Genomic DNA, 22310 nt, shown 5'->3' with positions numbered 1-22310 from the left:
TCTCCCGCGCGGGCGGCGCCGGAGCCGGTGCGGCACCGCGCGGTCTCTTGCCCGTCGCCGGTCAGGATGCCAGACTGCGGCCGTTGTTGGAACGCTCCAACGACACGGTGCGACGCGGCGCCACGGTGCCCGTCGCAGCCGTCCGACGACGGGACCGGGAGCACCGATGTCCGACTTCATCGAGCGGGTCGCCTCCGCGCCGATCTCCTGGGGCGTGTGCGAGGTGCCCGGCTGGGGCGAGATGCTCCCCGCGGAGCGGGTGCTCGGCGAGATGTCGGGCCTCGGCCTGCGCGGCACCGAGCTCGGCGCGCCCGGCTTCCTCCCGTCGTCCGCCGCCGGCATCCGCGCTCTGCTCGACCGGTACGGGATGAGCCTGCTCGGCGCCTTCACCCCGATCGTCCCGCACGACCCGGCGCTCGTCGAGGCGTCGATGGCGAACGCCCGGGAGGTCGCCGGGCTCCTGCGCGACGCCGGGGCGACGATGTTCATCAGCGCACCGGTCATGGACCCGGACTGGTCCGTCCCGCGCCCCCTCGACGCCGACGAGCGGCGCCGGATGCTCGGGACGCTGGCGCGGCTCGACGACCTGTGCGCCGAGTTCGGCCTCACCCAGGTGCTGCACCCGCACGTCCAGACCCTCGTCGAGACGGCGGACGACGTCGCGGCGGTGCTCGACGGCTGCGACGTCCGCTGGTGCCTCGACACCGGTCACCTCGCGATCGGCGGCGTCGACCCCGTCGCCTTCGCCCGGGACGCCGTCGACCGGGTCGGGCACGTGCACCTCAAGGACGTCCGGATGGCGCTGGCCCCGGCCGTCCTGCGGCGCGAGACGAGCATCATGGCGGCCACCCAGGCCGGGCTGTTCACCCCGCTGGGGCAGGGCGACGTCGACATCGCCGGGGTCGTCGAGACCCTCGAGGCGGCCGGGTACCGCGGCCGGTACGTCATCGAGCAGGACACCGCCCTGACGACCGGGGCGCCCGCGGCGGGGGAGGGCCCGGTCACGCAGGTACGCGCCTCGCTCGACTACCTGCGCGAGGTCGTCGCGCCGCGGCTCGCGCCGGGGACGCCCCGGTGACGGCGTGACGACGGCGCCGACCACGGTGACGATGCCCGAGCTCGTCACCGTCGGCCGGGTCAGCGTCGACCTGTACGCGGAGCAGCCCGGCGCCGGCTTCGAGGCGCAGCAGAGCTTCGTCAAGTCGGTGGGCGGCAGCCCCACGAACGTCGCCGTCGCCGCCGCGCGGCTGGGCGTCCGTACCGCCGCGGTCACCGCGGTCGGCGACGACGGCTTCGGGGCGTACGTCCGGTCCCGGCTCGCCGCGCACGGCGTCGACACCCGCTGGGTCCGCACCGTGCCCGGGACGCTCACGCCGCTCGCGGTCGTCGCGCTCGACCCGCCGGAGTCGCCGACCGTCGCCTTCTACCGCGGCGCCGCCCCGCCCGACACGCAGGTGACCGCCGACCTCCTGCCCGAGCAGGTCGTCCGCGACCTGCCGGCGCTCTGGGTCAGCCACGCGACGCTCGCCGGCGGCCCCGTCGCCGACGCGGTGCGCGCCTGGCTCGCCGTCCGCGGCCGGGCCCGGTACACCCTGCTCGACCTCGACCACCGGCCCGCGCTGTGGCCGGACCCCGCCGCCGCGCGGCGCAGCGCCGCCGCGGCCCTGGCCGCCTGCGACGTCGTCATCGGCAACCGCGAGGAGTGCCGGGTGGCGGTCGGCACGGACGACCCCGACGCGGCCGCGGACGCCCTGCTCGCCGCCGGTGTGGGCCTCGCCGTCGTCAAGCTCGGGCCGGACGGCGTCCTGCTCGCGACCCCGCGGCACCGGGTCCGGGTGCCGGCGCCGCACGTCGACGTCGTCTGCGGGCTCGGGGCGGGGGACGCGCTCGGCGGCGCGCTCGTCCACGGGCTCCTCGCCGGCCCGCCGCTGTCGGGCCTCGCCGCGGACGAGGAGCGGCAGCGGCTCACCGACCTCGGCCGGACCGCTTCTGCCGCAGGCGCTTTCGTCGCTGCCCGGCTCACGTGCAGCGACGACATGCCGACCCTCGACGACCTGACCGCCGCGCTCGCCGACGACCCCGAGGAGCACGTATGACGGACGGGACCGGGCTCTCCCGCCGGCGCTACGAGGACCTCCTCGACGCCCGCGTCCGCCGCCCCCGGTCGCTGCGCGACGCGCTGCGGCAGCGGGAGCGCCGCGACCTCGTCGGCCCGGACGGCCGGCTGCTCGTCGTCGCCGCAGACCACACCGCGCGCGGCAAGGTCGGCGTCGGCGGCGACCCGCTCGGCGCCGCCGACCGGTTCACCCTGCTCGACCGGCTCGTGCGGCTGCTCGCGGTGCCCGGCGTCGACGGCGTCCTCGGCAGTGCCGACGTCCTCGAGGACCTCGCCTGGCTCGGCGCGCTCGACGGCCGCCTCGCGATCGGTGTCATGAACCGCGGCGGCATCGTCGGCGCCCGGTGGGAGCTCGACGACCGGATGACGGCGTACGACGCGGAGCGGGTCGCGGCCTCCGGGCTCGACGGCGGCAAGGTCATGATCCGGCTCGACGTCGCCGACCCCGGTGTCCCGCGGACGCTCGAGGCCGTCGCCGCCGCCGTCACCGCCCTGTCCGACCGGGAGCTCATGGCCGTCGTGGAGACCCTGCCCTACCGCACGGACGACGCGGGCCGCGCCGTCCTCGACACCTCGCACGAGCGGATGGTTCAGGCGGTCGCCGTCGCCTCCGGGCTCGGCGCGAGCTCGGCCCACACCTGGCTGAAGATCCCGCCCGTCGAGCGGATCGCGGAGGTGGCCGCGACGACGAGCCTGCCGATCCTGCTGCTCGGCGGCGACTCCGGCCCTGGCGCCGCTGCGCTCGCCGCGGCGTGGGCCCGCGGTCTGCGCGAACCCAACGTGCGCGGTCTCATCCCCGGCCGCGCGCTGCTCTACCCGCACGACGGGGACGTCGAGGGCGCGGCCGTCCGCGCCGTGGAGGTGGTGCACGGATGAGCACGTCCCGCAGCTGGTACCGCAGCGCCCGGGCCCTGGCCGAGGAAGGTCCGGCCGGGCACCTGTGCACCGTCACGCCCGAGGACGCCGGCTGGGCGTACAGCGGGCTGCGGGTCCACGACCTCGCAGCCGGGCCGGTGAGCATCACCCTCGACCGCGACGAAGCCGTCGTCGTCCCGCTGTCCGCGCGCGACGTCACGGTGACGGTCGACGGCACCGAGCACCGGCTCGCCGGCCGCGACGGTGTCTTCGCCGCCGTGAGCGACTGGCTCTACGTGCCGCTCGGGTCGCGGCTGACCCTGGCCGCGTCCGGCGGCGAGGTCGCCGTCTGCACGGCGCGGGCGCAGCGCGTCCACCCGGTCCGCTACACGGCGGCGGACGACGTCCCGGTCACCGTCCGCGGCGCGGGCGCGGCCACCCGGCAGGTCACCGACATCGCCACCCCGGACTCGTTCTCGGGCGCCGACCGGATCATGGTGTGCGAGGTCGTCACCCCCGGCGGCAACGTCTCCTCCTGGCCGCCGCACCGGCACGACGGGCTCGACGGCTGCCCGACGGCGAACGAGGAGATCTACTACTTCCGGATCGGCCGGCTCGACGGCCCGCACGGGCATCCCGACGGCCACGGGCTCTTCCGCGTCTACACCGTCGACGGCGCGCACGACGAGACGGTGACGATCCGGGACGGCGACGTCTACCTCGTCCCCGAGGGCTACCACGGGCCGTCCGCGGCGCCGCCGGAGTACCCGATGTACTTCCTCAACGTTCTCGCCGGCCCCGGTCAGGAGCGCACGATGACCTTCTGCGACGACCCGTCCCACGCCTGGATCCGGGCCGGTTGGGCGTCCGGCGCCGCCGACCCGCGGCTGCCGTGGACGTCCGCGGCCGGACGGGTGCGGCCGTGACCGCCGGCGGCCGCCGGGTCGGCATCGCCGTCCTCGGCCTGGGCTGGATGGGCCAGGCGCACAGCCGGTCCGCCCTGCGTCTCCCGTCGCTGTTCCCGGACCACGCCTACGCGCCCGAGCTCGTCGTCTGCGCCGACACCGACCCCGGACGCCGCGAGCGCGCCGTCCGCGACTTCGGGTTCGCCCGGGCGACCGCGGACTGGCAGGAGGCCGTGGCGGCGGACGACGTCGACGCGGTCTGGGTGACGGCGCCGAACATGCTCCACGTGCCGATGATCGAGGCGGCCTGCGCGGCCGGGAAGGCCGTGTTCAGCGAGAAGCCGATCGGCGGCAAGCCCGAGCACGCGGTCGCCGCGTACCGGGCGGCGCTCGCCGCGGGCGTGCCGTCGGGGGTCGGCTACAACTACCTCTGGGCGCCGCTCGTGCTGCACGCCCGGGCGATGGTCGCGCAGGGCCGACTCGGCCGGATCACCCACTACCGCGGGCGTTTCCTGTCGATGTACGGCAGCGACGAGCTGGGCCTGCTCACGTGGCGGTTCAAGCTCGCGGAGGCCGGCTACGGGGTGACGAGCGACATCCTGAGCCACAGCGTCTCGATGGCCCGGTTCCTCCTCGGGGACGAGATCAGCGAGCTCGTCGGCATGCGCGAGACGACGATCCCGCGCCGTCCGCTGCCGACCGGCGCCGCGTCGCACTACGGCCGCGGCCGGCCCGAGGACCCGCACGGCGACGTCGAGAACGAGGACTTCGCGTCGATGCTCTGCCGGTTCGCCGGCGGTGCCACCGGCACGTTCGAGTGCAGCCGGACGATGGTCGGCCCGGAGAGCCAGAACGCGTTCGAGATCTACGGCACCGAGGGGTCGCTGGCCTGGAACCTCGAGCGGGTCAACGAGCTGCAGTACTACCGGCGCGGTCCCGAGGACGAGACCGGCTGGACGACGGTCTTCGGCGGCGACCGCTTCCCGTACCACGGCGCCTTCGTCCCCGGGCAGGCCAACGCGATCGGCTTCGAGGACCTCGTCGCGATCGAGGACCACGCGTTCCTGCAGAGCCTCGTGACGGGTGAGTCGTTCTCGCCGTCCTTCGGCGACGCGGTCGACGTCGTCGCCGTCCAGCAGGCGCTCGTCGACTCGTGGAGCAGCCGCACCTGGGAGAGCGTCCCGGCGCTGCGGGCGCAGGCGGACGGCGCGCACGCGGCAGCCACCACGGCACAGGAGGACTGATGCAGCACAGCAGCGACGGCACCGTGCGGGTCACGACGGCGGAGGCCCTCGTGCGCTACCTCGTGGCGCAGCAGGTCGTCCAGGACGACCTGCCCGGCGCACCCGCCGGCCCGATGTTCCCCGGGGTCCTGGCCATCTTCGGCCACGGGAACGCGACGAGCCTGGGGCACAGCCTCGAGCGGCACCGCGACGAGCTGCCCGTGTGGCGGGGCCAGAACGAGCAGGGGATGGGTCTGGCCGCCGCGGCGTTCGCGAAGGCCCGCCGTCGCCGTCAGGTCATGGTCGCGACGTCGTCGATCGGCCCGGGCGCGACGAACATGGTCACCGCCGCCGGCGTCGCCATGTCGAACCGGCTGCCGGTTCTCTTCGTCGCCGGCGACACCTTCGTCAGCCGGCTGCCCGACCCGGTGCTGCAGCAGGTCGAGCACTTCGGCGACCCCTCGCTGACGGTCAACGACGCCTTCCGGCCGGTCGTGCGCTACTGGGACCGGATCACGCACCCCGCCCAGCTCCTCGCGAGCCTGCCGCAGGTCGTCGGCACCCTGCTCGACCCGGCCGACTGCGGGCCCGTCTTCCTCGGTCTCCCGCAGGACGTGGCCGCCGACGCGTACGACTTCCCGGCGTCCTTCTTCGACGTCCGCGTGCACGAGATCGCCCGGCCCCGGGCCGACCTCGGACAGCTCCGCCGGGCGGCGCAGGCGCTGCGCGAGGCCCGGCGTCCCGTGGTCGTGGCCGGCGGCGGGGTGCACTACTCCCTGGCCGAGACCGAGCTCGCGGCGTTCGCCGAGCGCTTCTCGATCCCCGTCGTGGAGACGGTGGCCGGGCGGTCGAGCCTGCTCGCCGACCACCCCTGCTACGCGGGCGCCATCGGCGTCACCGGGGCGGACGCCGCGAACGCCGTCGCGGCCGAGGCCGACCTCGTGCTCGCGGTCGGCACCCGGCTGGAGGACTTCACGACGAGCTCGTGGACCGGCTTCGCGCCGTCCGCCCGGGTCGTCACCCTCAACGCCGCGCGCTTCGACGCGCTCAAGCACCACGCGGTCGCCGTCGTCGGGGACGCCCGCGAGTCGGTCACCGCGCTCGGCCCGCTGCTCGACGGCTGGGCCGTCGACCCGGAGTGGGCCGGGCGCGCCAGGACGGCGCAGGTCGAGCTGGACGCCTTCGTCACGGCGCGGACCGCCCCGGACGGCGCGTGGCCGCCGAGCTACGCGCAGGTCGTCGGGGCTCTGCAGGACGTCGCGACCGCCGACGACTACGTCATGACCGCCGCGGGCGGTCTGCCCGGAGAGCTGAACATCAACTGGCGCAGCCAGGCGGTGGCCTCCTTCGACTGCGAGTACGGCTTCTCCTGCATGGGCTACGAGATCGCCGGTGGGTGGGGCGCGGCGTTCGCCCGCGACCGCGGGCGGGTCTTCTCGCTCGTCGGCGACGGTTCGTACCTCATGCTCAACTCGGAGATCTACTCGGCCGTCCAGTCCGGCAAGCCGTTCGTGCTCGTCGTCTGCGACAACGCGGGCCACGCCGTGATCTCCCGGCTCCAACGGGGCCAGGGCGGCCAGTCCTACAACACGATGCTCGCCGACAGCAGGGGTCCCGGGGCGGACGCCCGGGTGAGCTTCGCCGCGCACGCCGCCGCCCTCGGCGCGGACGCCGCCGAGGTCTCGTCGCTCGACGACCTGCGGACGGCGCTGCGCGTGGCGAGGGAGTCCGACCGCACGTGCGTCATCGTCACCGCCGTCCGCGCGGACGACTGGACGCCGGCGTCCGCGTTCTGGCAGGTGGGCGTCCCCGAGGTGAGCGAGCTGGACGGCGTCCGGCAAGCGCGGGCGGCCCTCGACAAGGGGCTGGCCGGGCAGCGCCGCGGGGTGTAGCCCGTAGGGCGAGACGGCCGTACCGCAGAACGTCACAACGGCCCAGGAAAGCGCGACACGCCGTGCTGCGGGGGCGTTGGTGCGTCCGGGGGTCCGCGCGTCTCGTGATCCGGATGTTCTGCGGCCGACGAGGCGGGCTCCGGGAACCACGCAAGCGATCCTGCTAAACTAAATAGAACGACATCCTTCTTAGCATGTTTAGTGGATGGGGTCGGCGTCCGTGAAGTCCTTCGAAGACCTCGACGCTCTGGCGGGATCCGTGCCGTTCGCCGTGGTCACGGACCTGCGCAGGATCGATGCCGGCAGTGGGAGCGAGGCCCTGTACCGGGACAAGCTGCCGGCGCTTCTGACCAGCCTCGCCGATCGCGCCCGGGTGGCCAGCATCGAGGCGTCGTCCTCGATCGAGGGCGTGGTCGTGCCTGACCGGGCGCGCGCGGCGGACATCCTCTCCGGCAGCAACGAGCAGCTGAGGGATCGCAGCGAGCAGGAGCTCGCCGGGTACCGGTCGGTGCTCGACTACCTCTACCGGGAGCAGTGGCGGCCGCTCGACGTCGGTCTCGTGCTGCATCTGCACCGGCTGCTGTTCCAGTACACCGAGGTCCCGGGCGGGCAGCTGAAGCAGGTCGACAACCTCGTCGTCGACACCTTGCCGGACGGGACGAGGGTCAAGCGGTTCACGCCGGTGTCGACCGCGCTCACGCCGCTGTACCTCGACGAGCTGATCGCCCGTTACTCGGCAGCCCAGGCCGCTGGACGTCACCATCCCGTGATCGTCATCGGGCTGTTCGTGCTCGACCTGCTGACGATCCACCCCTTCGTCGACGGGAACGGTCGCATCGCACGGGCGCTCACGAACGCGTTGCTCCAGGACGCCGGGTACGACGTGACCCGCTACGTCTCGTTCGAGACCTCGATCGCGGAGTCCGCCGACGCGTACTACGCCGCCCTGCTGGCATCGACAGCGCAGTGGCACGAGGCGGAGCACGACCCCTGGGTGTGGCTCCGGTACTTCGTCGGGCTGCTGGCACGCTCCTACGACGACTTCGCGACCTTGACCTCGCGCGCCCGCGCGGGCGGCAGCAAGCAGGACCGGGTCCGCGACTACGTGCTGCACCACGCGCCGTCCGTGTTCCAGATCGCGGACGTCCGGACGGCGCTGCCCGGTGTCTCGGACCCGACCATCCGGCTCGCCCTGAACCACCTCAAGGCCGAAGGGAGGATCGAGCCCGACTCGGTCGGGCGCGCCGCCTCGTGGACCCGGCGCGGCCCCGGGGGCGGCGCCAGGGACCCCGGCGCCGGTTCCTAGGCTGTCGGCGTCGGTCCCTAGGGTGTCCGGCGGGACCGGACGTCGTAGGGGAGGGGCATGAGCCAGATCGCGGGGGAGCTCGCGCGCGTCTCCGGCGCGTTCGAGCAACCCACCCTGACGCTCCTGCACCGCCGTGACGCACCCGTGGTCATCGCGCTGTTCCGGGCTGCGTTCGCCCGGGATGCCCGCAACGTCCCGGCGGCGCGGCTGCACGGGATGGTCGAGACGTACACCGCGGAGCTGCGCGCCGCGGGCGCGCCCGACGTGCCGGGCGGTTCGGGCCGTGACCTGTGCCTGCGGTGGATGCGGGGCCAGTGGCTCGTGCGCAGCGTCGAGGACGACGGCACCGAGGTCTACACGCTGACCAGCCACGCGCGGGACGCGCTGAGCCTCGTCGCGAGCCTCATGCGCGAGCGGGCCAGCCTCAGCGAGCACCGGATCGCGACGATCGTCAACGCCGTCCGCCGGTTCAACGCCGAGGCCAACCCGGACAAGTGGGCGCGCATCGACATCCTCGACGCCGAGATCGACCGGTTGAAGCGCGAGCGGGACAGGCTGCTCTCCGGCGAGGCGCTCCCCGAGGTCTCCGACGACTACATGGCCGAGGGGTACGGCGAGCTGCTCGCCCTCGTCGCCGGCCTGCCGAGCGACTTCGCCCGCGTCGAGGAGGCCTTCACCGCGCTGCGCGGCCAGATCCTCGCCTCGTTCCGGGAGGAGGACCGCTCCGCCGGCGCCGTCGTCGACGACTACCTGCGGCGTGCCGAGACCCTGACCACCGCGACCGCCGAGGGCCGCGCGTTCGAGGGCGCCTTCGCGCTCCTGCGCGACGACGAGCTGCTCGTCCAGCTCACCGAGGACCTCGGCGCGCTGCTCACCCACCCGAAGGCCGAGGGCCTGCTCGACGCGGCCGACCGGCGCGACCTGCGCGGCACGGTCACGCTGATCCGCCGCGGGATGGACAACGTCCTCAACCAGCGCACCCGCGTGACCCGGACGCTGCGCGACTACATCACGACGCACAACGTGGCCCGCGACCGCGAGCTCGACGCCACCCTGCGCCAGCTGGACGGCGAGCTGCAGCGCTGGCTGGCGGCCTCCGGCCCGCGGGCGAACGTCGACCTGCCGCTGCTGCCGGGCCGGGTCGAGGTCGACCACCTGCGCGAGCGGTTCTACAACCCGGCCGAGGACGCCGCCGTCCCGGCCCTGCGCGACCTCACCGAGGAGCGGCCGCCCGAGCTCTCCCTCGAGCAGCTCCGGGCCCTGGGTGGCCCGTCGCTGGGGCGCCTGCGCTACGTCCTCCAGGAGGCGATCGCCTCCGCCGGGCCGGTCGGCTCGCTCGGCGAGCTGTTCGCCGGCCTCGACGACGACCTGCGGCGGCCCGTCGAGATCCTCGGCCTGCTCCACCTCGCCGCCAACACCAAGGCGCTGTCCGAGGCCCGCGACGAGCGCGAGACGTTTGTCGCCGTCCGGCCCGACGGCACCCGGCGCGAGCTGCTCGTGCCCGTCGTCCCGTTGCCCACCGACCCGCCCGACGACGGCCCGCCCGGCCGTGCGAACGGCAGCACCCCGGGCCGGCCCGCGCGCCGGCGCGGCCGGTCGAAGACCTCTGGAGACACGACCTCATGACGACCACCCACGACGACAGCGAGGTCCACGTCGAGGTCGAGCTCGAGGACGCCGACCGCGAGCTGACGAGCACCGTCGTCCTCTTCGAGGGCGACGAGGGCCGGCTCGAGATCGGCCAGCGAAGGGCCCTCGTCGCGCTGCTCAAGCACCGGTTCATCACCGCGCGCACCCACCCCGCCGAGTGGCGCGCCCTCGTCGCCGCCCCCGACCTCGCCCGGTCACGGCTCAACGACCTCTTCCTCGACCTGCACCTCGACCTGCGGCGCGAGGTCGCCTTCAAGCGCCAGGCGGTGCCGGACGGCGGCGGCCGGTTCCCGACGCTGCTCTTCGACACCGCGTGGTCGCGCGAGGAGACGATCCTCATGGTCTACCTGCGCTCGCGCAGCCGGGCCGAGGAGGCCTCCGGGGTGACCCGGGTCTACGTCGACCGCGAGGAGATGCTCGACCACGTCGCCTCCCTGCGGCCCGACCACGCCACGGACCAGGCGAGCGACGTCAAGCGCGCCGGGAACGCCGTGGAGAACCTCACGAAGGCGGGCCTGCTCATCGGCCCGCGCGGCGGCGACCGGTTCGAGGTCAGCCCGGCCATCGACGTCGTCCTGCCGCTCGAACGGCTCCAGGAGCTGCTGCGCTGGCTCCAGGAGCAGAACACGCCGGACGGCGTCCAGGACGTCATCGACGACGAGGCCGACGACGTGCCCGCCGCCGTGCCCACCGACGACGAGGCCACGGAGGAGCAGCTGTGACCGACACCGACCTCGACACCCCGTCGCTGGACGTCCTGGCCGACGAGCTCACCCTGCTGCCCGACTACGCGCTGCGGGCCACCGGCCCGGGCCGTGGGCAGAGCGACGCGCCGCTGTTCTACGTCGACGGCGCGACCGAGGGCACCACCCAGTGGAAGGCGCTCACGCTCCAGGTCGTCAACTGGGGCGGCTTCGAGGGCGCCGTGCGGGTGCCGTTCCACTCCGGGTCGACGCTCGTCTCGGGCGCCTCCGGCAGCGGCAAGAGCACGCTCCTCGACGCGTACATCGCGCTCATGATGCCCTCCGACATCGCCTTCAACGGCGCGTCGAACGACGCCGTCTCCGGCCGCGCCCGCAGCGCCGGGCAGCGCAACCTCCTGTCCTACCTGCGCGGGCAGACCGACACCGTGCCCGACGAGTCCGGCCGCGAGAAGCCGAAGCTCCTGCGCGGGGACGGCGTCCCGACGTGGGGCGCGGTCTCGATGACGTTCGTCGACGACCACGGCCACCGGTTCACGGCGTTGCGTGTCTACTACGTCCCGGCCCGGGCGACGGCGTTCGCCGACCTCGTCTCCCGCTTCGCGACCTACGAGGGCGACCTCGACCTCGCCGGGCTCGCACCCCTGGCGCACGAGCAGTTCCAGCCCAAGGCGCTCAAGCTCGCGTTCCCCGGACTGCTGACCCACGACGGCTACAGCGCCTTCGCCACCCGCCTGCACACCCGGCTCGGCATCGGCGCCAACGGCGACGGGTCCAAGGCGCTCAAGCTGCTCGCCCGGATCCAGGCCGGGCAGCAGATCCGAACCGTCGACGACCTCTACAAGGACATGGTCCTCGAGCGCCCGGGCACCTACGAGGCCGCCGACCGGGCGATCGCCCACTTCGACGACCTCGACGCCTCCTACCAGGCGATGCAGACCGAGCAGGAGAAGGCCGACCTGCTCGGCCCGATCACGAAGAAGCACGACGACCTGACCCGGGCCCGCGCGGTCATCGAGCAGATCGACACCTTCGGGCTGAGCCGCCAGGGCGGCAACCCGGTGCAGCTGTGGAGCCGGTACCGCGAGCTGGCCCTGCTCGAGGCGGCGGTCACCGACACCCAGGCCCGGCGGCGGACGGCGAGCGAGGACCTCGCGGCGGCCCTTACCGCCGAGTCGGGGCTCGAGACGGAGCTCGCCGGGGCGCTCGAGGAGCACCGGGCGTCCGGCGGCGCGGACCTCTCGAGCCTCGCCGAGCAGATCGTGGCGGCGACGACGCTGCGCGACACCCGGCTCGCCCGGCGCGGCGCGCTGGCCGACGCCACGGACGTCCTGGACCTCCCGCTCGACGACCCCGCGCTGTTCGCCCGTGCCCGGCAGGACGCCGAGGCGTTCCTCGAGGCGTTCGACGCCCGGTCGCAGGCCCTCGTCGAGGAGCGCGAGGCGCTGCGGGACGACGAGTACCCGCTGCTCCAGCGGCGCGGCGACCTGACGAAGGAGCGCACGTCGCTCGACGGCCGGGCCAGCCGGATCCGCGGCCGGCTGCACGAGATGCGGCTCCAGGTCGCGCAGGCGGCCGGGACGGACGTCGACGAGCTGCCGTTCCTCGCCGAGCTCGTCGACCTGCGCGACGGCGAGCAGCGCTGGCGCGGCGCCGTCGAGACGGTGCTCGGTGCGAGCGCCCGCACCCTGCTCGTGCCGCAGGACCGCCTCGCGGCGTTCAGCCGGGCGATCGACCCGGTCCGGCTCGGCGGCCGGCTGACCTTCCAGGGCGTGCCGCTCGGCGTGGACGGTCCGGCCGCCCTCGACGGCGACCGGGTCGCCGGCAAGCTCGTCTTCAAGGACTCGCCGTTCGCCGGCTGGGTCCGGCGGCACGTGTCCGAACCCGCCCGCAACGCGCTCTGCGTCGAGACGGCGAAGGACCTCGACGGCGACGGGTACCGGGTGACGCTCGCGGGCCAGACCCGGCAGGGCAGCCGCGGGACGCACGGGCGCGCCGACGCGGCGAACATCATCGGCTTCTCCAGCGAGGAGGCGCTCGCCGAGATCGACGCCGAGCTCGCGCGGATCGAGGAGCAGCTCACCCGGATCGGCGCCGCCCGGGCCGACGTCGACGGCCGCCGCCGCGACCTCGACGCACGGCGCAAGGCGTACGAGGCGCTCCACGCCACGGCGTGGGACGACGTCGACGTCGCGGGCGCGGAGGCGCACATCGCCGCGCTCACGCAGGCCCGGGAGGCGATCCTCGGCTCGAACGACCGGCTCAAGGCGGTGCAGGAGCGGATCGACGGCCTGCGGGCCGACCTCGAGCGGGCACGGGAGAACCGGTACCGGCTCAAGGGCCTCAGCGAGCGGCTCGACGCCGACCGCGAGCGCCTCACCGACGCGCAGGACGAGGCGACCCGCGACGTCGACCGGCTCGAGGGCGACCCCCTCGTCGGGCTGACGCCGGAGCAGTCGGCGGCGCTCGACGGCTACTTCGTCGAGGCGGTCGGCCCGGCCGACCCGGACTCCCTGGACGCGTTCACCGAGAACCTGGCCCGGCTGCACAAGCAGCTCAGCGAGGCGTTCGCCGCCGCGCAGGGCGCAGCGACCGGTGCCGAGGCCGACCTCGAGGCGATCTTCGCGACCTACCTGCGGCGCTTCCCCGACCCGAACCTCGGGCGGTCGTCCGCGTCGTACCCGGACTACGCGGCGATCCTCGACCGGATCCTCACGACCGGCCTCCACGAGCAGAAGGAGACCTGGCGCGGCAAGCTCATGAAGTGGTCGGGGGAGGACCTCGTCCCGCTCTCGGGGGCGATGGAGTCCTGCGTCCAGGAGATCGAGGAGCGGCTCGAGCCGATCAACGAGATCCTCCAGCACCTGTCCTTCGGGGCCACCGGTGACCGGCTGCGGATCCGGCTGCGGCGGGTCGTCCCGGAGACCGTCGTCCTGTTCCGGCGCGCCCTGCGCGAGCTCGCCTCCGGTGCCACCCGCGAGCTCACAGAGGAGCAGCTGCAGGCCCGGTTCGCGGCGCTGCAGACGTTCATGGCGCGGATCCGGCGCCGGCAGGACCCCCGCTGGGACGCCGAGCACGGGGACCGGGACGCGCTCCTCGACGTCCGCCGGCACGTGTTCGTCACGGCCGAGCGCTACGGCCCGGACGGCGAGGTGCTCAGCACCCACTCGTCGCTCGGCGACAAGAGCGGCGGTGAGAGCCAGGAGCTCGTCGCGTTCATCGTCGGTGCCGCGCTGCGGTTCCGGCTCGGCGACGAGCTGCGCGCCCGCCCCCGGTTCGCCCCGGTCGTCATCGACGAGGGCTTCATCAAGTCCGACTCGGAGTTCGCCGGCCGCGCCGTCCAGGCCTGGAAGGGCCTGGGCTTCCAGCTCATCGTCGGCGCCCCGCCGGACAAGGTCTCGGCGCTCGAGCCCCACATGGACGCCATGATCATGGTCACGAAGAACACCCGGACGAGCTACTCGTTCGTCGCGCCGGTCGACGACGCCCAGACCGGTGCCTGACCCGGGGGCGGCGCGCAGGAGCACGGAGCACGTGCTCGCCGACGTCGGACGGCGACTGGCCCGCACCTGGGCGTCGGACGTCGTCCTGCCCGGGCCGGGGGAGGGCCCGTCCGGGTGGCCGCACGCCTTTCCGCTCGGGCAGCCGGACGCCGTGTCGCTCGCGAGGGACTTCCCCGCGGTCGTCGACTGGGTCGCGGGCTGGCGTGCGTTCTCGGCCGGCCGGGACGTCGGCCTGCGCCACCGGTCCCGCCGCGTCCACGGCACGGAGCAGCACCTGCCCACGCACCTCGAGGTGCCTGACGTCGACACCGCGGCGGCGCTCGTCGGCGGCGGGTGGCCGGACCGCCCGGCCCGCGGCCGCGCCCGGGCCGGGCTCCTCGATGCCCGGTTCCCGCACCTGCGCACCGCGGGGCTGCTCGCCCCGACCGTCGCGGCGGTCGACGACCTGTCCGACACGGACCTCGACCTGCTCGCCCGCGCCGGCGCGTGGTTCGCCGCGCACGACGCGACCGGGCTGACCCCGCGGCAGGTCCCCGTCGAGGGGCTCCACGCGAAGTGGCTCGACACCCGGCTGCACCTCGTCCGCCGGCTCGCCGACCGGGCGGACCTCGGGCTCGCGCCTCGGCACCCGGCGCGCGTGCACCTGACGTACCTCGACCCGGCGCACCGGGCGGCGGGCGGTCGTTGGCACGACTGCGTGACGGTCGGGGACCCGATGACGCCCGCGTACCGGCCCCGGGTCGTCGTCATCTCCGAGAACAAGGACACCGCAGTGCACTTCCCGCCCGTCCCGGCCGCGGTGAGCGTCGAAGGCGTCGGCCGCGGAGGTGCCGCCGTCGCGGCCGTGGACTGGCTCGCCGGCGCAGACGTCGTCGTCTACTGGGGTGACATGGACGCCGACGGCCTGGAGATCCTCGACGGGTTCCGCGCCGCCGGCGTGCCCGCGACGTCCCTGTTCATGGACCTGCCGGCCTTCGAACGGTGGGAACGGTTCGGCACGAATGAGGACCCGCGCGGGCGCCCCCTCCAGGGCCGTGCACCGCGGTCCGTGCCGCACCTGACACCGGCCGAGTCCGAGCTGTACGAGGCCCTCACCTCGCCGACGTGGCCGCGGGTGCGCCGCGTGGAGCAGGAACGCATCCCGCTCGACGTCGCCGCGGCCGCGGTGCGGCGGCTGGTCACGTCTTCCCGTTGATGCCCACACGGCCGGGCCGGACGCCGGCCGGCGAGTACGTTGGCCGGATGACGACGCGACGCCGGACGGCCCGGCGGTGACCGCCGCGGCACGACCCGGCTGGGTGGAGCACGCGATCTGGTGGCAGGTGTCCACCCTGGGGTTCGTCGGCGCGGAACCGACCGCCCTCCCGGCCGGGGAGCCCGTCCGGCACCGCCTCGGGCACCTCGTCGGCTGGCTCGACCACCTCGTGGAGCTCGGCGCCTCGGGGCTGCTCCTCGGCCCGGTCTTCGCCTCGAGCAGCCACGGCTACGACACCACCGACTACTTCACGGTCGACCCGCGCCTCGGCGACGACGCGGACTTCGACACCCTCGTCCGGGAGGCGCACGCGCGGGGCGTCCGGGTGCTCCTCGACGGGGTGTTCAACCACGTCGGCTCCGAGCACCCGACGTTCCGGGCCGCACTGGCCGGCGGGCCGGGAAGTGCTGCGGCGCAGTGGTTCCACCTCTTCTGGCCGGAGGACGGCACGCCCGTCGGGCCGGACGGCCCGGAGTACGCGCACTTCGAGGGCCACCGCACCCTCGTGACGCTGAACCACGCGTCCCCGGCGGTCCGCGACCACGTCGTCGAGGTCATGTGCCACTGGCTCGGCCGCGGTGCGGACGGCTGGCGGCTCGACGCCGCGTACGCCGTCCCGAACGACTTCTGGGCCGCGGTCCTGCCGCGGGTCCGGGAGCGGCACCCCGACGCGTACTTCGTCGGCGAGGTCATCCACGGGGACTACCCCGCGTTCGTCACCGAGGGCGGCCTCGACTCCGTCACCGAGTACGAGCTGTGGAAGTCGGTCTGGAGCTCGCTCAACGACGGCAACTTCCACGAGCTCGCCTGGACCCTCGGCCGGCACGACACGCTGCTCGACACGTTCGTGCCGCTGACGTTCGTCGGCAACCACGACGTCACCCGGATCGCCTCGAAGCTCGACGACGCCAGGCACGTCCCGCATGCGGTGGCGACCCTCATGACCCTCGCCGGGACGCCGTCGGTGTACTACGGCGACGAGTACGCGCTGCGGGGCGTCAAGGAGGACCGGGCCGGCGGGGACGACGCCGTGCGCCCGGCGTTCCCGCCGGTGCCGGTGGCCGACGACGCGCTGCCCGACGAGGCCGCCCGGACGTACCGGATGCACCAGCAGCTCATCGGCGTCCGCCGCCGGCACCCGTGGCTCCAGGGCGCCCGGACCGAGGTCCTCCACGTGACGAACACGGCCGTGGTCTGGCGGTCGGGCAGCGACGACCGGCACCTGCTCACGGCTCTGAGCACTGACGAGGGGGAGCTGACGCTCGACGTCCCCGGGGCGACGCAGGTGCTCGCCGGCGCCGGCCGGCTCGCCGGGGACGGGCCTCAGGCGGCGGTCACCCTGGAGCCGCACGGGTGGGTCGTTCTCGGCGTCGCCTGACGCGAGCGGCGGGGCGCGCGTACGATCGGCCGCGGCCGGGGCCGATGGGTGTCCCGGGGACGCTTGAGGGCGGTCGCCTCGCTGCCGATGACGATCACATGGGCCTCGACGAGATGAGCCCGCCGACGGCGTCGCGCCCTCGCGGGGCAGGTGCCGTCGCGATCTACGGCAGCTACCGCTACGGGCAGTACTTCGACGACATCCTCACCGGGGTCGTCACCGCGGCGCACGACGCCGGGAGCAGCGTCGTGTGCGTGCAGAACTCGCTCGGGGTCAGACCGTCGAGCGACGAGTCGTCGGGCCAGGACGCGGTGACCCGGGTCGGCTGGGACCACTTCGACAGCGCGATCGTCGTCCTGCAGGCAGCCTCCCGGGACTACGTCGCGCGGCTGCGGGACGCCGGCAAGTTCGTCGTCGCGATCGGTCCGGAACCGCGCGGCGGCCACGCGGTCATCGCGCTCGACAACGACCGCGGGGTCCGGGACGCGATCGCGCACCTCGCCGGTCACGGGCACACCGCGATCGGGTTCCTCTCGCCGCGGTGGCAGATCGACACCGGAGAGCGGTACGCGGCCTACGCCGCACAGATGACCGAGCTGGGCCTGGAGCCCCGCCCGCTGCTCGGGGGCGACCAGTCCTCGGACGTCACCATGGACGAGCAGGGCTACCTGGCCGGCCGGGAGTTCGTCGCCGCGCGGGACCGGTGCACGGCCGTCATGCTCGGGACCGACCTCATCGCCCTGGGCTTCGTGCGCGCGCTGGCGGAGGCCGGGGTGTCCGTCCCGGGTGACGTCGCCGTCGTGGGGATCGACGACATCGACCAGGCGGCCGTGAGCAGCCCGCCGCTCGCGACCGTCGCCTTCAGCTTCGAGAGCCTCGGCGCGCTCGCGTTCGACGTGGCCCTCGCCGGCAGCCGCGGCCTGCGGCCGCAGGAACGGCATCTGCTGTCCCCGCGCTTCGTCGCACGCGAGTCGTGCGGCTGCCCGAGCGGGTCCGGGGCGGCCTCCTGGGCGGCGACCGGGTCCGCGGCGCAGATGTTCGCCGCGGCCCTCGGGACTGCGGCCCAGGAGGGCCGCTTCCGGGTAGCCGTCGACGTCCGCGAGGTGGTGCACGTCGCCTCGGACGTGGTGGCGCACCTGACTCAGCCGCCGACGGCCGGCGGACCGGCCCGGGACGCGGCGCTCACCCTGGCCGCGCGCATCGTGCGGCTGTGCCCCCTGGACCGCTCGGTCGAGTCCGCGCTGCGCGCCGTCCGGGCGGTCGTCGCCGCCGTCGTCGACGACCTCCCGGACGACCCCGCCCGGCTGCGTGCGACGTCCGGGGCGGCCCTCGACCTCTGCGACGCCATCCGCTCGGAGCAGCTCCAGCGGCGGATGCGCGAGTACGTCGAGCTCAAGCGGGCGCAGCGGAGCCACTACGTCGTCGGGAACGCCCTGCTGGGGCACGACCCGGACGAGCTCCGGTCGCTGCGCTGGCTGCGCCACACGGCGGCGGAGGCGGCGGCCCTGGGGCTCTGGACGCCGTCGGGCCAGGTCGCGACGATCCGGCTCGAGGGCGTCTTCGAGCGCACCGCGGTGAGCGGCGAGGGGCCGGTGGGGCGCCTCCGTGCGCACCCTGCGCAGCCCGGGGCGGCGCCCGTCGAGTCCTTCCCGCCGGTGGAGCTGCTCGCCGGGCCGTCCGGCGGCCCGACGCTCGTCGTCGTCACGCACGTCCGCTCGGAGGGGTCCGACTGGGGTCTGCTGGCGGCCGCGGGAGGGGAGAGCATCCGCTCCTCGCTCGTGCAGGAGACCTTCCAGCAGTGGGCGGTCCTCATGTCCGCCGCGCTCGACCTGGAACGGGCCGACGAAGGGCTCGCCCGGCAGGCCGCCGCCCTGACGAACGCGTACGAGACGGAGGTCGCGCTCCTCGAGGAGGTCCGGATCAGCGAGGAGCGCTACGCCATCGCCGCGGAGGCCGCCCAGGACGCGGTGTGGGACTGGGACCTCGGGCACGACGAGGTGTTCTACTCCAGCCGCTGGAAGGCCATGCTCGGCCACCGCGACTCCGAGGTCGGGCCCGGCCCGGGGGAGTGGCTGGAACGGGTGCACCCCGAGGACGCCGCCGGCCTGCGCGAGCAGCTCGACGAGGTGCTCGCCGGGGCCAGGGTCCACCTCGACGTGGAGCACCGGCTGCGGGCGGCGAACGGCGACTACCGCTGGGTCGCGTGCATCGCGCGCACGGTCACCGACGAGGCCGGGCGGCCCGTCCGCCTCGTCGGCTCGACGACCGACATCACGGTGAGCCGGCTGCTCAAGGAGCAGCTCCTCCAGGAGGCGCTGTTCGACGGCCTCACCGGGCTGGCGAAGACGACGCTGTTCAGGGACCGGCTCGCGCAGGCCGTCGAACGGGTCCGGCGGCACCCGCAGGCCCGGTTCGCGGTCCTGTTCGTCGACCTCGACGGCTTCAAGGCCGTCAACGACACGTTCGGCCACGGCGTCGGCGACGGGCTGCTCGCGAGCGTCGCGGTGCGGCTGCGGGAGTCGTTGCGGGGCAACGACACCGCGGCCCGGCTCGGCGGTGACGAGTTCGGCGTGCTGCTCGCCGACGTCGGGGACGCCGACGAGCTGGCGACCGTCGTGGACCGGATCCGTGCCCGTGTGACGGCACCGCACCGGATCGGGCACCGGGAGGTCAGCGTCGGGGCGTCGATCGGCGTGGCCATGGCCGGCTCCGACGCGACCGCGGACTCGCTGCTGGAGGCGGCGGACGCCGCCATGTACCGGGAGAAGCACGCGCGTCGCGGCGCCGTCGGCCACGGCCGCTGACGGGGCCGCGTCGACCTGCAGCGCCCGCGGGGCGCGGCGAGCATGGCAGCCATGCGCATCGTCGTCGCGGGGGGCCACGGGAAGATCGCCCGTCTGCTGCACCCGCTGCTCGCCGCCCGCGGGGACACCTCCGTCGGCCTCGTCCGTCACCCGGCGCACGTCGCCGACCTGACGTCGGACGGCGCCCGGGGCCTGCTGCTGGACCTCGAGACCGCGACGGTCGAGGAGGTCGCCGCGGCGCTCGCCGGTGCCGACGCGGCGGTCTTCGCCGCCGGCGCCGGGCCGGGCAGCGACCCGGCCCGCACGCTCACCGTCGACCGGGACGGTGCCGTGAAGCTCGCCGACTCCGCCGTCCGGGCGGGGGTGCCCCGGCTCGTCCAGGTGTCCTCGATGGGGACCGACGACGTGGACCGCGACAGCGGCGACCGCTTCCAGGTCTACCTGGGTGCGAAGGCCGACGCCGACGCGCACCTGCGCGGCACCGACCTGGCCTGGACCGTCGTCCGGCCCGGGCGGCTCACCGACGAGCCCGGCACGGGGCTCGTCGAGGCGGGCCCGTCCGTGACCCGCGGCGCCGTCCCCCGGGCCGACGTCGCGGCCGTGCTCGCCGCGGTCCTCGCGGACGACGCGCCGGCCCGGCGCCAGTTCGAGGTCGTCGGCGGCCGGACCCCGGTCGGTGAGGCGGTCGCCCGGCTGACCGCGGGCTGACCCGCGCGGGCGGGCACGGGCCACGGCCCTGCCGGCGGACCCCTCCCGCCCGGGCTCCCGCAGGTGCATGATCGTCCGCATGCGACGACGCGTCACCGGCCGGGGGACGGCCGCGCTCCTGGGTGTGCTCCTGCTCGCCGGCGGCGGGCTCGTCGCGGCCGCCGGCCCCGCGGCCGCGGTCGCGTGCGACCCCGAGAACCGGTTGCCGGACAGCGACGTGGACGGGGACTCCGTCCACGACACCGTCGTCGGGATGCCCGCGGTCGACGACGCGACGGGCGCCGTCGACGTCCGGGGCAGCGGGACGGCACCGCTCGTCCTCACGGCCGAGGCGCTCGGCGCCGGCACTGGGCCGGGGCAGCGGTTCGGTGCCGCGGTCGTCATGACCGACCTCGACGACGACGGCTGCTCGGACCTCGTCGTGTCGGCGCCCTTCGAGGGGCAGTCCGCGGCGTCCGACGGCGCCGGCGGTGCCGAGGGCCAGGTGCACATCGTCTTCGGCAGCCCGACCGGACTGCTGACGACCGGGGCGATCACCCTGCCCCACCCCTCGGTGCCCCTCGACGAGTTCGGCACCTCGCTCGCCGTGGTGTCCCGCACCACCGGCACCGGGGAGGTGCGGGACCTCTACGTCGGCGCGCCCGGCGCACACATCGGGGCGGGGGCCGCTGCCGGTCAGGTGTTCCGCTACGTCGTCCGCCCCGACGCCACGCACCGGGTCTCGGTGACGCTCGCCGAGGTCCGGCACCAGGGGTCGGCGGGGGTCCCCGGCGTCGCCGAGGCGGGGGACCGGTTCGGCTCCGTCCTCGCCCCGGCCCGGGGCGGCGTCCTGGTCTCCGCCCCGCTCGAGGACATCGGCACGGTGGTGGACGCCGGCGCGGTGTGGCACCTCGCGGTGACGGACGACGGCGCACCGACGACCTCGCGGAGCTGGTCGCAGGACACCGCGGGCGTCCCCGGCACGGCCGAGGCGGGGGACCGCTTCGGCTCCTCGCTCGACGCCCGGGGGTTCACCGCCGTCGTCGGCGTGCCGCGCGAGAACGTCGGCCGGCTCGTCGACGCCGGTTCCGTGCAGGTCCTGCGCTTCAGCCCGGGCCGGGGGCGCTACGTCCCCGGGCCCGGACTCACCCAGGACTCGCCGGGCATCCCCGGCGTCGCCGAGGCCGGTGACCGCTTCGGCGAGGCCGTCGCGACGGGAGTGTGGTTCCTCTGCCAGGAGAACGTCGACCTCGCGATCGGGGCGCCCGGCGAGGACGTCGGCACGAAGGCCGACGCCGGGACCGTCACCCTCGTCGCGGACGGCGTCCCCGCCGGGACGCCGGGCTGCGCGCCGAAGGTGCTCCGACAGGGCTCCGGTCTCGCCGGGGCCGGCGAGACCGGGGACGCCGTCGGCTCCGTGCTGGGCCACCTCACGTCCCCGAACGACGTCGACGAGGACGCCCGGGATCCGTTGCTCCTCGGTGTCCCGCTCGAGGACGTCGGGGCGGCCCCCGACGCGGGCGTGGTCCAGCCGGCGAGCGGCGGGCTCGTCGCGAACGGTGTGCCCGGCCCGGCGCTGACCTACTCCGGCGGCGCCCGGCGCTCGCAGCGCTACGGGGCCGTCCTCAGCCGCCCCGCCGGGTAGCCCGCCGCCCCGGGCGCGGCGTCTAGAGTGCAGGCACGGAGGCGACGGGCGTCCGTCACGATCCGGCAAGCAAGGGCGTAAACTTGTTCAAGCGAATCGGCTGGTGCCGGCGGTGACCGGCCCCGCCGAGCTGCTCGCGATCGGCGCCGCAGCCGCCCGGATCGGGGTCGCCGCGTCGACGCTGCGCACCTGGGAGCGGCGCTACGGGCTCGCCCCGACCGGGCGCAGCGCCGGCGGCCACCGGCGCTACACCGGCGACGACCTCGCCCTGCTCGAGCGCATGCATGCCCTCACCCTTGCCGGCCGCACTCCGGCCCGGGCCGCGCTGGAGGCCCTGCGCGGCGCGGACGCGGACGACGGCCCCGGGGCCGGCGGGCCGGTCGGTGACGA

16 protein-coding genes are annotated in these 22310 nt (G+C 75.1%); all 16 read left to right on the top strand.

Annotation, left to right across the window (positions count from 1 at the left end; genetic code table 11):
- Window positions 1-166: 166 nt before the first annotated feature.
- Window positions 167-1078: a sugar phosphate isomerase/epimerase gene (locus EDJALFJO_RS27220; protein ID WP_088289465.1), complete on the top strand. Its 912-nt coding sequence runs from the start codon at window positions 167-169 to the stop codon at window positions 1076-1078.
- A 4-nt stretch (window positions 1079-1082) separates the two neighbouring features.
- Window positions 1083-2096, top strand: a complete 1014-nt coding sequence (locus EDJALFJO_RS27215) for a PfkB family carbohydrate kinase (RefSeq protein WP_233150062.1) — start codon at window positions 1083-1085, stop codon at window positions 2094-2096.
- Window positions 2093-2992 (top strand): hypothetical protein, encoded by a 900-nt coding sequence (locus tag EDJALFJO_RS27210; protein WP_088289464.1) that lies wholly within the window; start codon window positions 2093-2095, stop codon window positions 2990-2992. Before EDJALFJO_RS27215 ends, EDJALFJO_RS27210 begins: the two co-directional genes overlap by 4 nt.
- A complete protein-coding gene (gene iolB / locus EDJALFJO_RS27205) occupies window positions 2989-3897 on the top strand; it encodes a 5-deoxy-glucuronate isomerase (RefSeq protein ID WP_088289463.1) in 909 nt (302 codons plus the stop codon). The genes EDJALFJO_RS27210 and iolB overlap by 4 nt, the downstream gene beginning before the upstream one ends.
- The gene (locus EDJALFJO_RS27200; RefSeq protein ID WP_143448813.1) at window positions 3894-5120 is read left to right on the top strand and encodes a Gfo/Idh/MocA family protein; all 1227 of its coding nucleotides are present in this window, start codon (window positions 3894-3896) and stop codon (window positions 5118-5120) included. The genes iolB and EDJALFJO_RS27200 overlap by 4 nt, the downstream gene beginning before the upstream one ends.
- The gene (gene iolD / locus EDJALFJO_RS27195) at window positions 5120-6991 is read left to right on the top strand and encodes a 3D-(3,5/4)-trihydroxycyclohexane-1,2-dione acylhydrolase (decyclizing) (RefSeq protein ID WP_088289461.1); all 1872 of its coding nucleotides are present in this window, start codon (window positions 5120-5122) and stop codon (window positions 6989-6991) included. Before EDJALFJO_RS27200 ends, iolD begins: the two co-directional genes overlap by 1 nt.
- 220 nt (window positions 6992-7211) lie before the next feature.
- Window positions 7212-8297 (top strand): Fic family protein, encoded by a 1086-nt coding sequence (locus EDJALFJO_RS27190; RefSeq protein ID WP_088289505.1) that lies wholly within the window; start codon window positions 7212-7214, stop codon window positions 8295-8297.
- A gap of 57 nt (window positions 8298-8354) precedes the next feature.
- On the top strand, window positions 8355-9923 hold the full coding sequence (locus EDJALFJO_RS27185) for a DUF3375 domain-containing protein (RefSeq protein WP_088289460.1): 1569 nt from the start codon (window positions 8355-8357) through the stop codon (window positions 9921-9923).
- A complete protein-coding gene (locus EDJALFJO_RS27180; protein WP_088289459.1) occupies window positions 9920-10669 on the top strand; it encodes a DUF4194 domain-containing protein in 750 nt (249 codons plus the stop codon). The genes EDJALFJO_RS27185 and EDJALFJO_RS27180 overlap by 4 nt, the downstream gene beginning before the upstream one ends.
- Window positions 10666-14151 carry an ATP-binding protein gene (locus EDJALFJO_RS27175; protein WP_198950694.1) on the top strand — a complete coding sequence of 1162 codons (3486 nt, stop codon included), beginning with the start codon at window positions 10666-10668 and terminating at the stop codon, window positions 14149-14151. Before EDJALFJO_RS27180 ends, EDJALFJO_RS27175 begins: the two co-directional genes overlap by 4 nt.
- Complete coding sequence (locus EDJALFJO_RS27170) at window positions 14144-15346, top strand: DUF3322 and DUF2220 domain-containing protein (RefSeq protein ID WP_088289458.1); 1203 nt, start codon at window positions 14144-14146, stop codon at window positions 15344-15346. The genes EDJALFJO_RS27175 and EDJALFJO_RS27170 overlap by 8 nt, the downstream gene beginning before the upstream one ends.
- Before the next feature lie 76 nt (window positions 15347-15422).
- Entirely contained in the window at window positions 15423-16784 is a 1362-nt protein-coding gene (locus EDJALFJO_RS27165; RefSeq protein WP_198950693.1) for an alpha-amylase family glycosyl hydrolase, read from the top strand.
- A 98-nt stretch (window positions 16785-16882) separates the two neighbouring features.
- Window positions 16883-19588, top strand: coding sequence for a diguanylate cyclase domain-containing protein (locus EDJALFJO_RS27160; protein WP_158220585.1), 2706 nt, complete (start codon window positions 16883-16885; stop codon window positions 19586-19588).
- A gap of 51 nt (window positions 19589-19639) precedes the next feature.
- Window positions 19640-20296: an NAD(P)H-binding protein gene (locus EDJALFJO_RS27155; RefSeq protein WP_088289502.1), complete on the top strand. Its 657-nt coding sequence runs from the start codon at window positions 19640-19642 to the stop codon at window positions 20294-20296.
- A gap of 79 nt (window positions 20297-20375) precedes the next feature.
- Entirely contained in the window at window positions 20376-21920 is a 1545-nt protein-coding gene (locus EDJALFJO_RS27150) for an integrin alpha (RefSeq protein WP_143448812.1), read from the top strand.
- A 112-nt stretch (window positions 21921-22032) separates the two neighbouring features.
- On the top strand, window positions 22033-22310 hold a 278-nt coding region (locus tag EDJALFJO_RS27145), incomplete at its 3' end, for a MerR family transcriptional regulator (RefSeq protein WP_198950692.1).

Source organism: Kineosporia sp. A_224 (assembly GCF_002198655.1).
GTDB lineage: Bacteria > Actinomycetota > Actinomycetes > Actinomycetales > Kineosporiaceae > R-H-3.
Note: the sequence above shows the minus strand (reverse complement) of the source record. Positions and strands in the feature narration are given on the sequence as shown.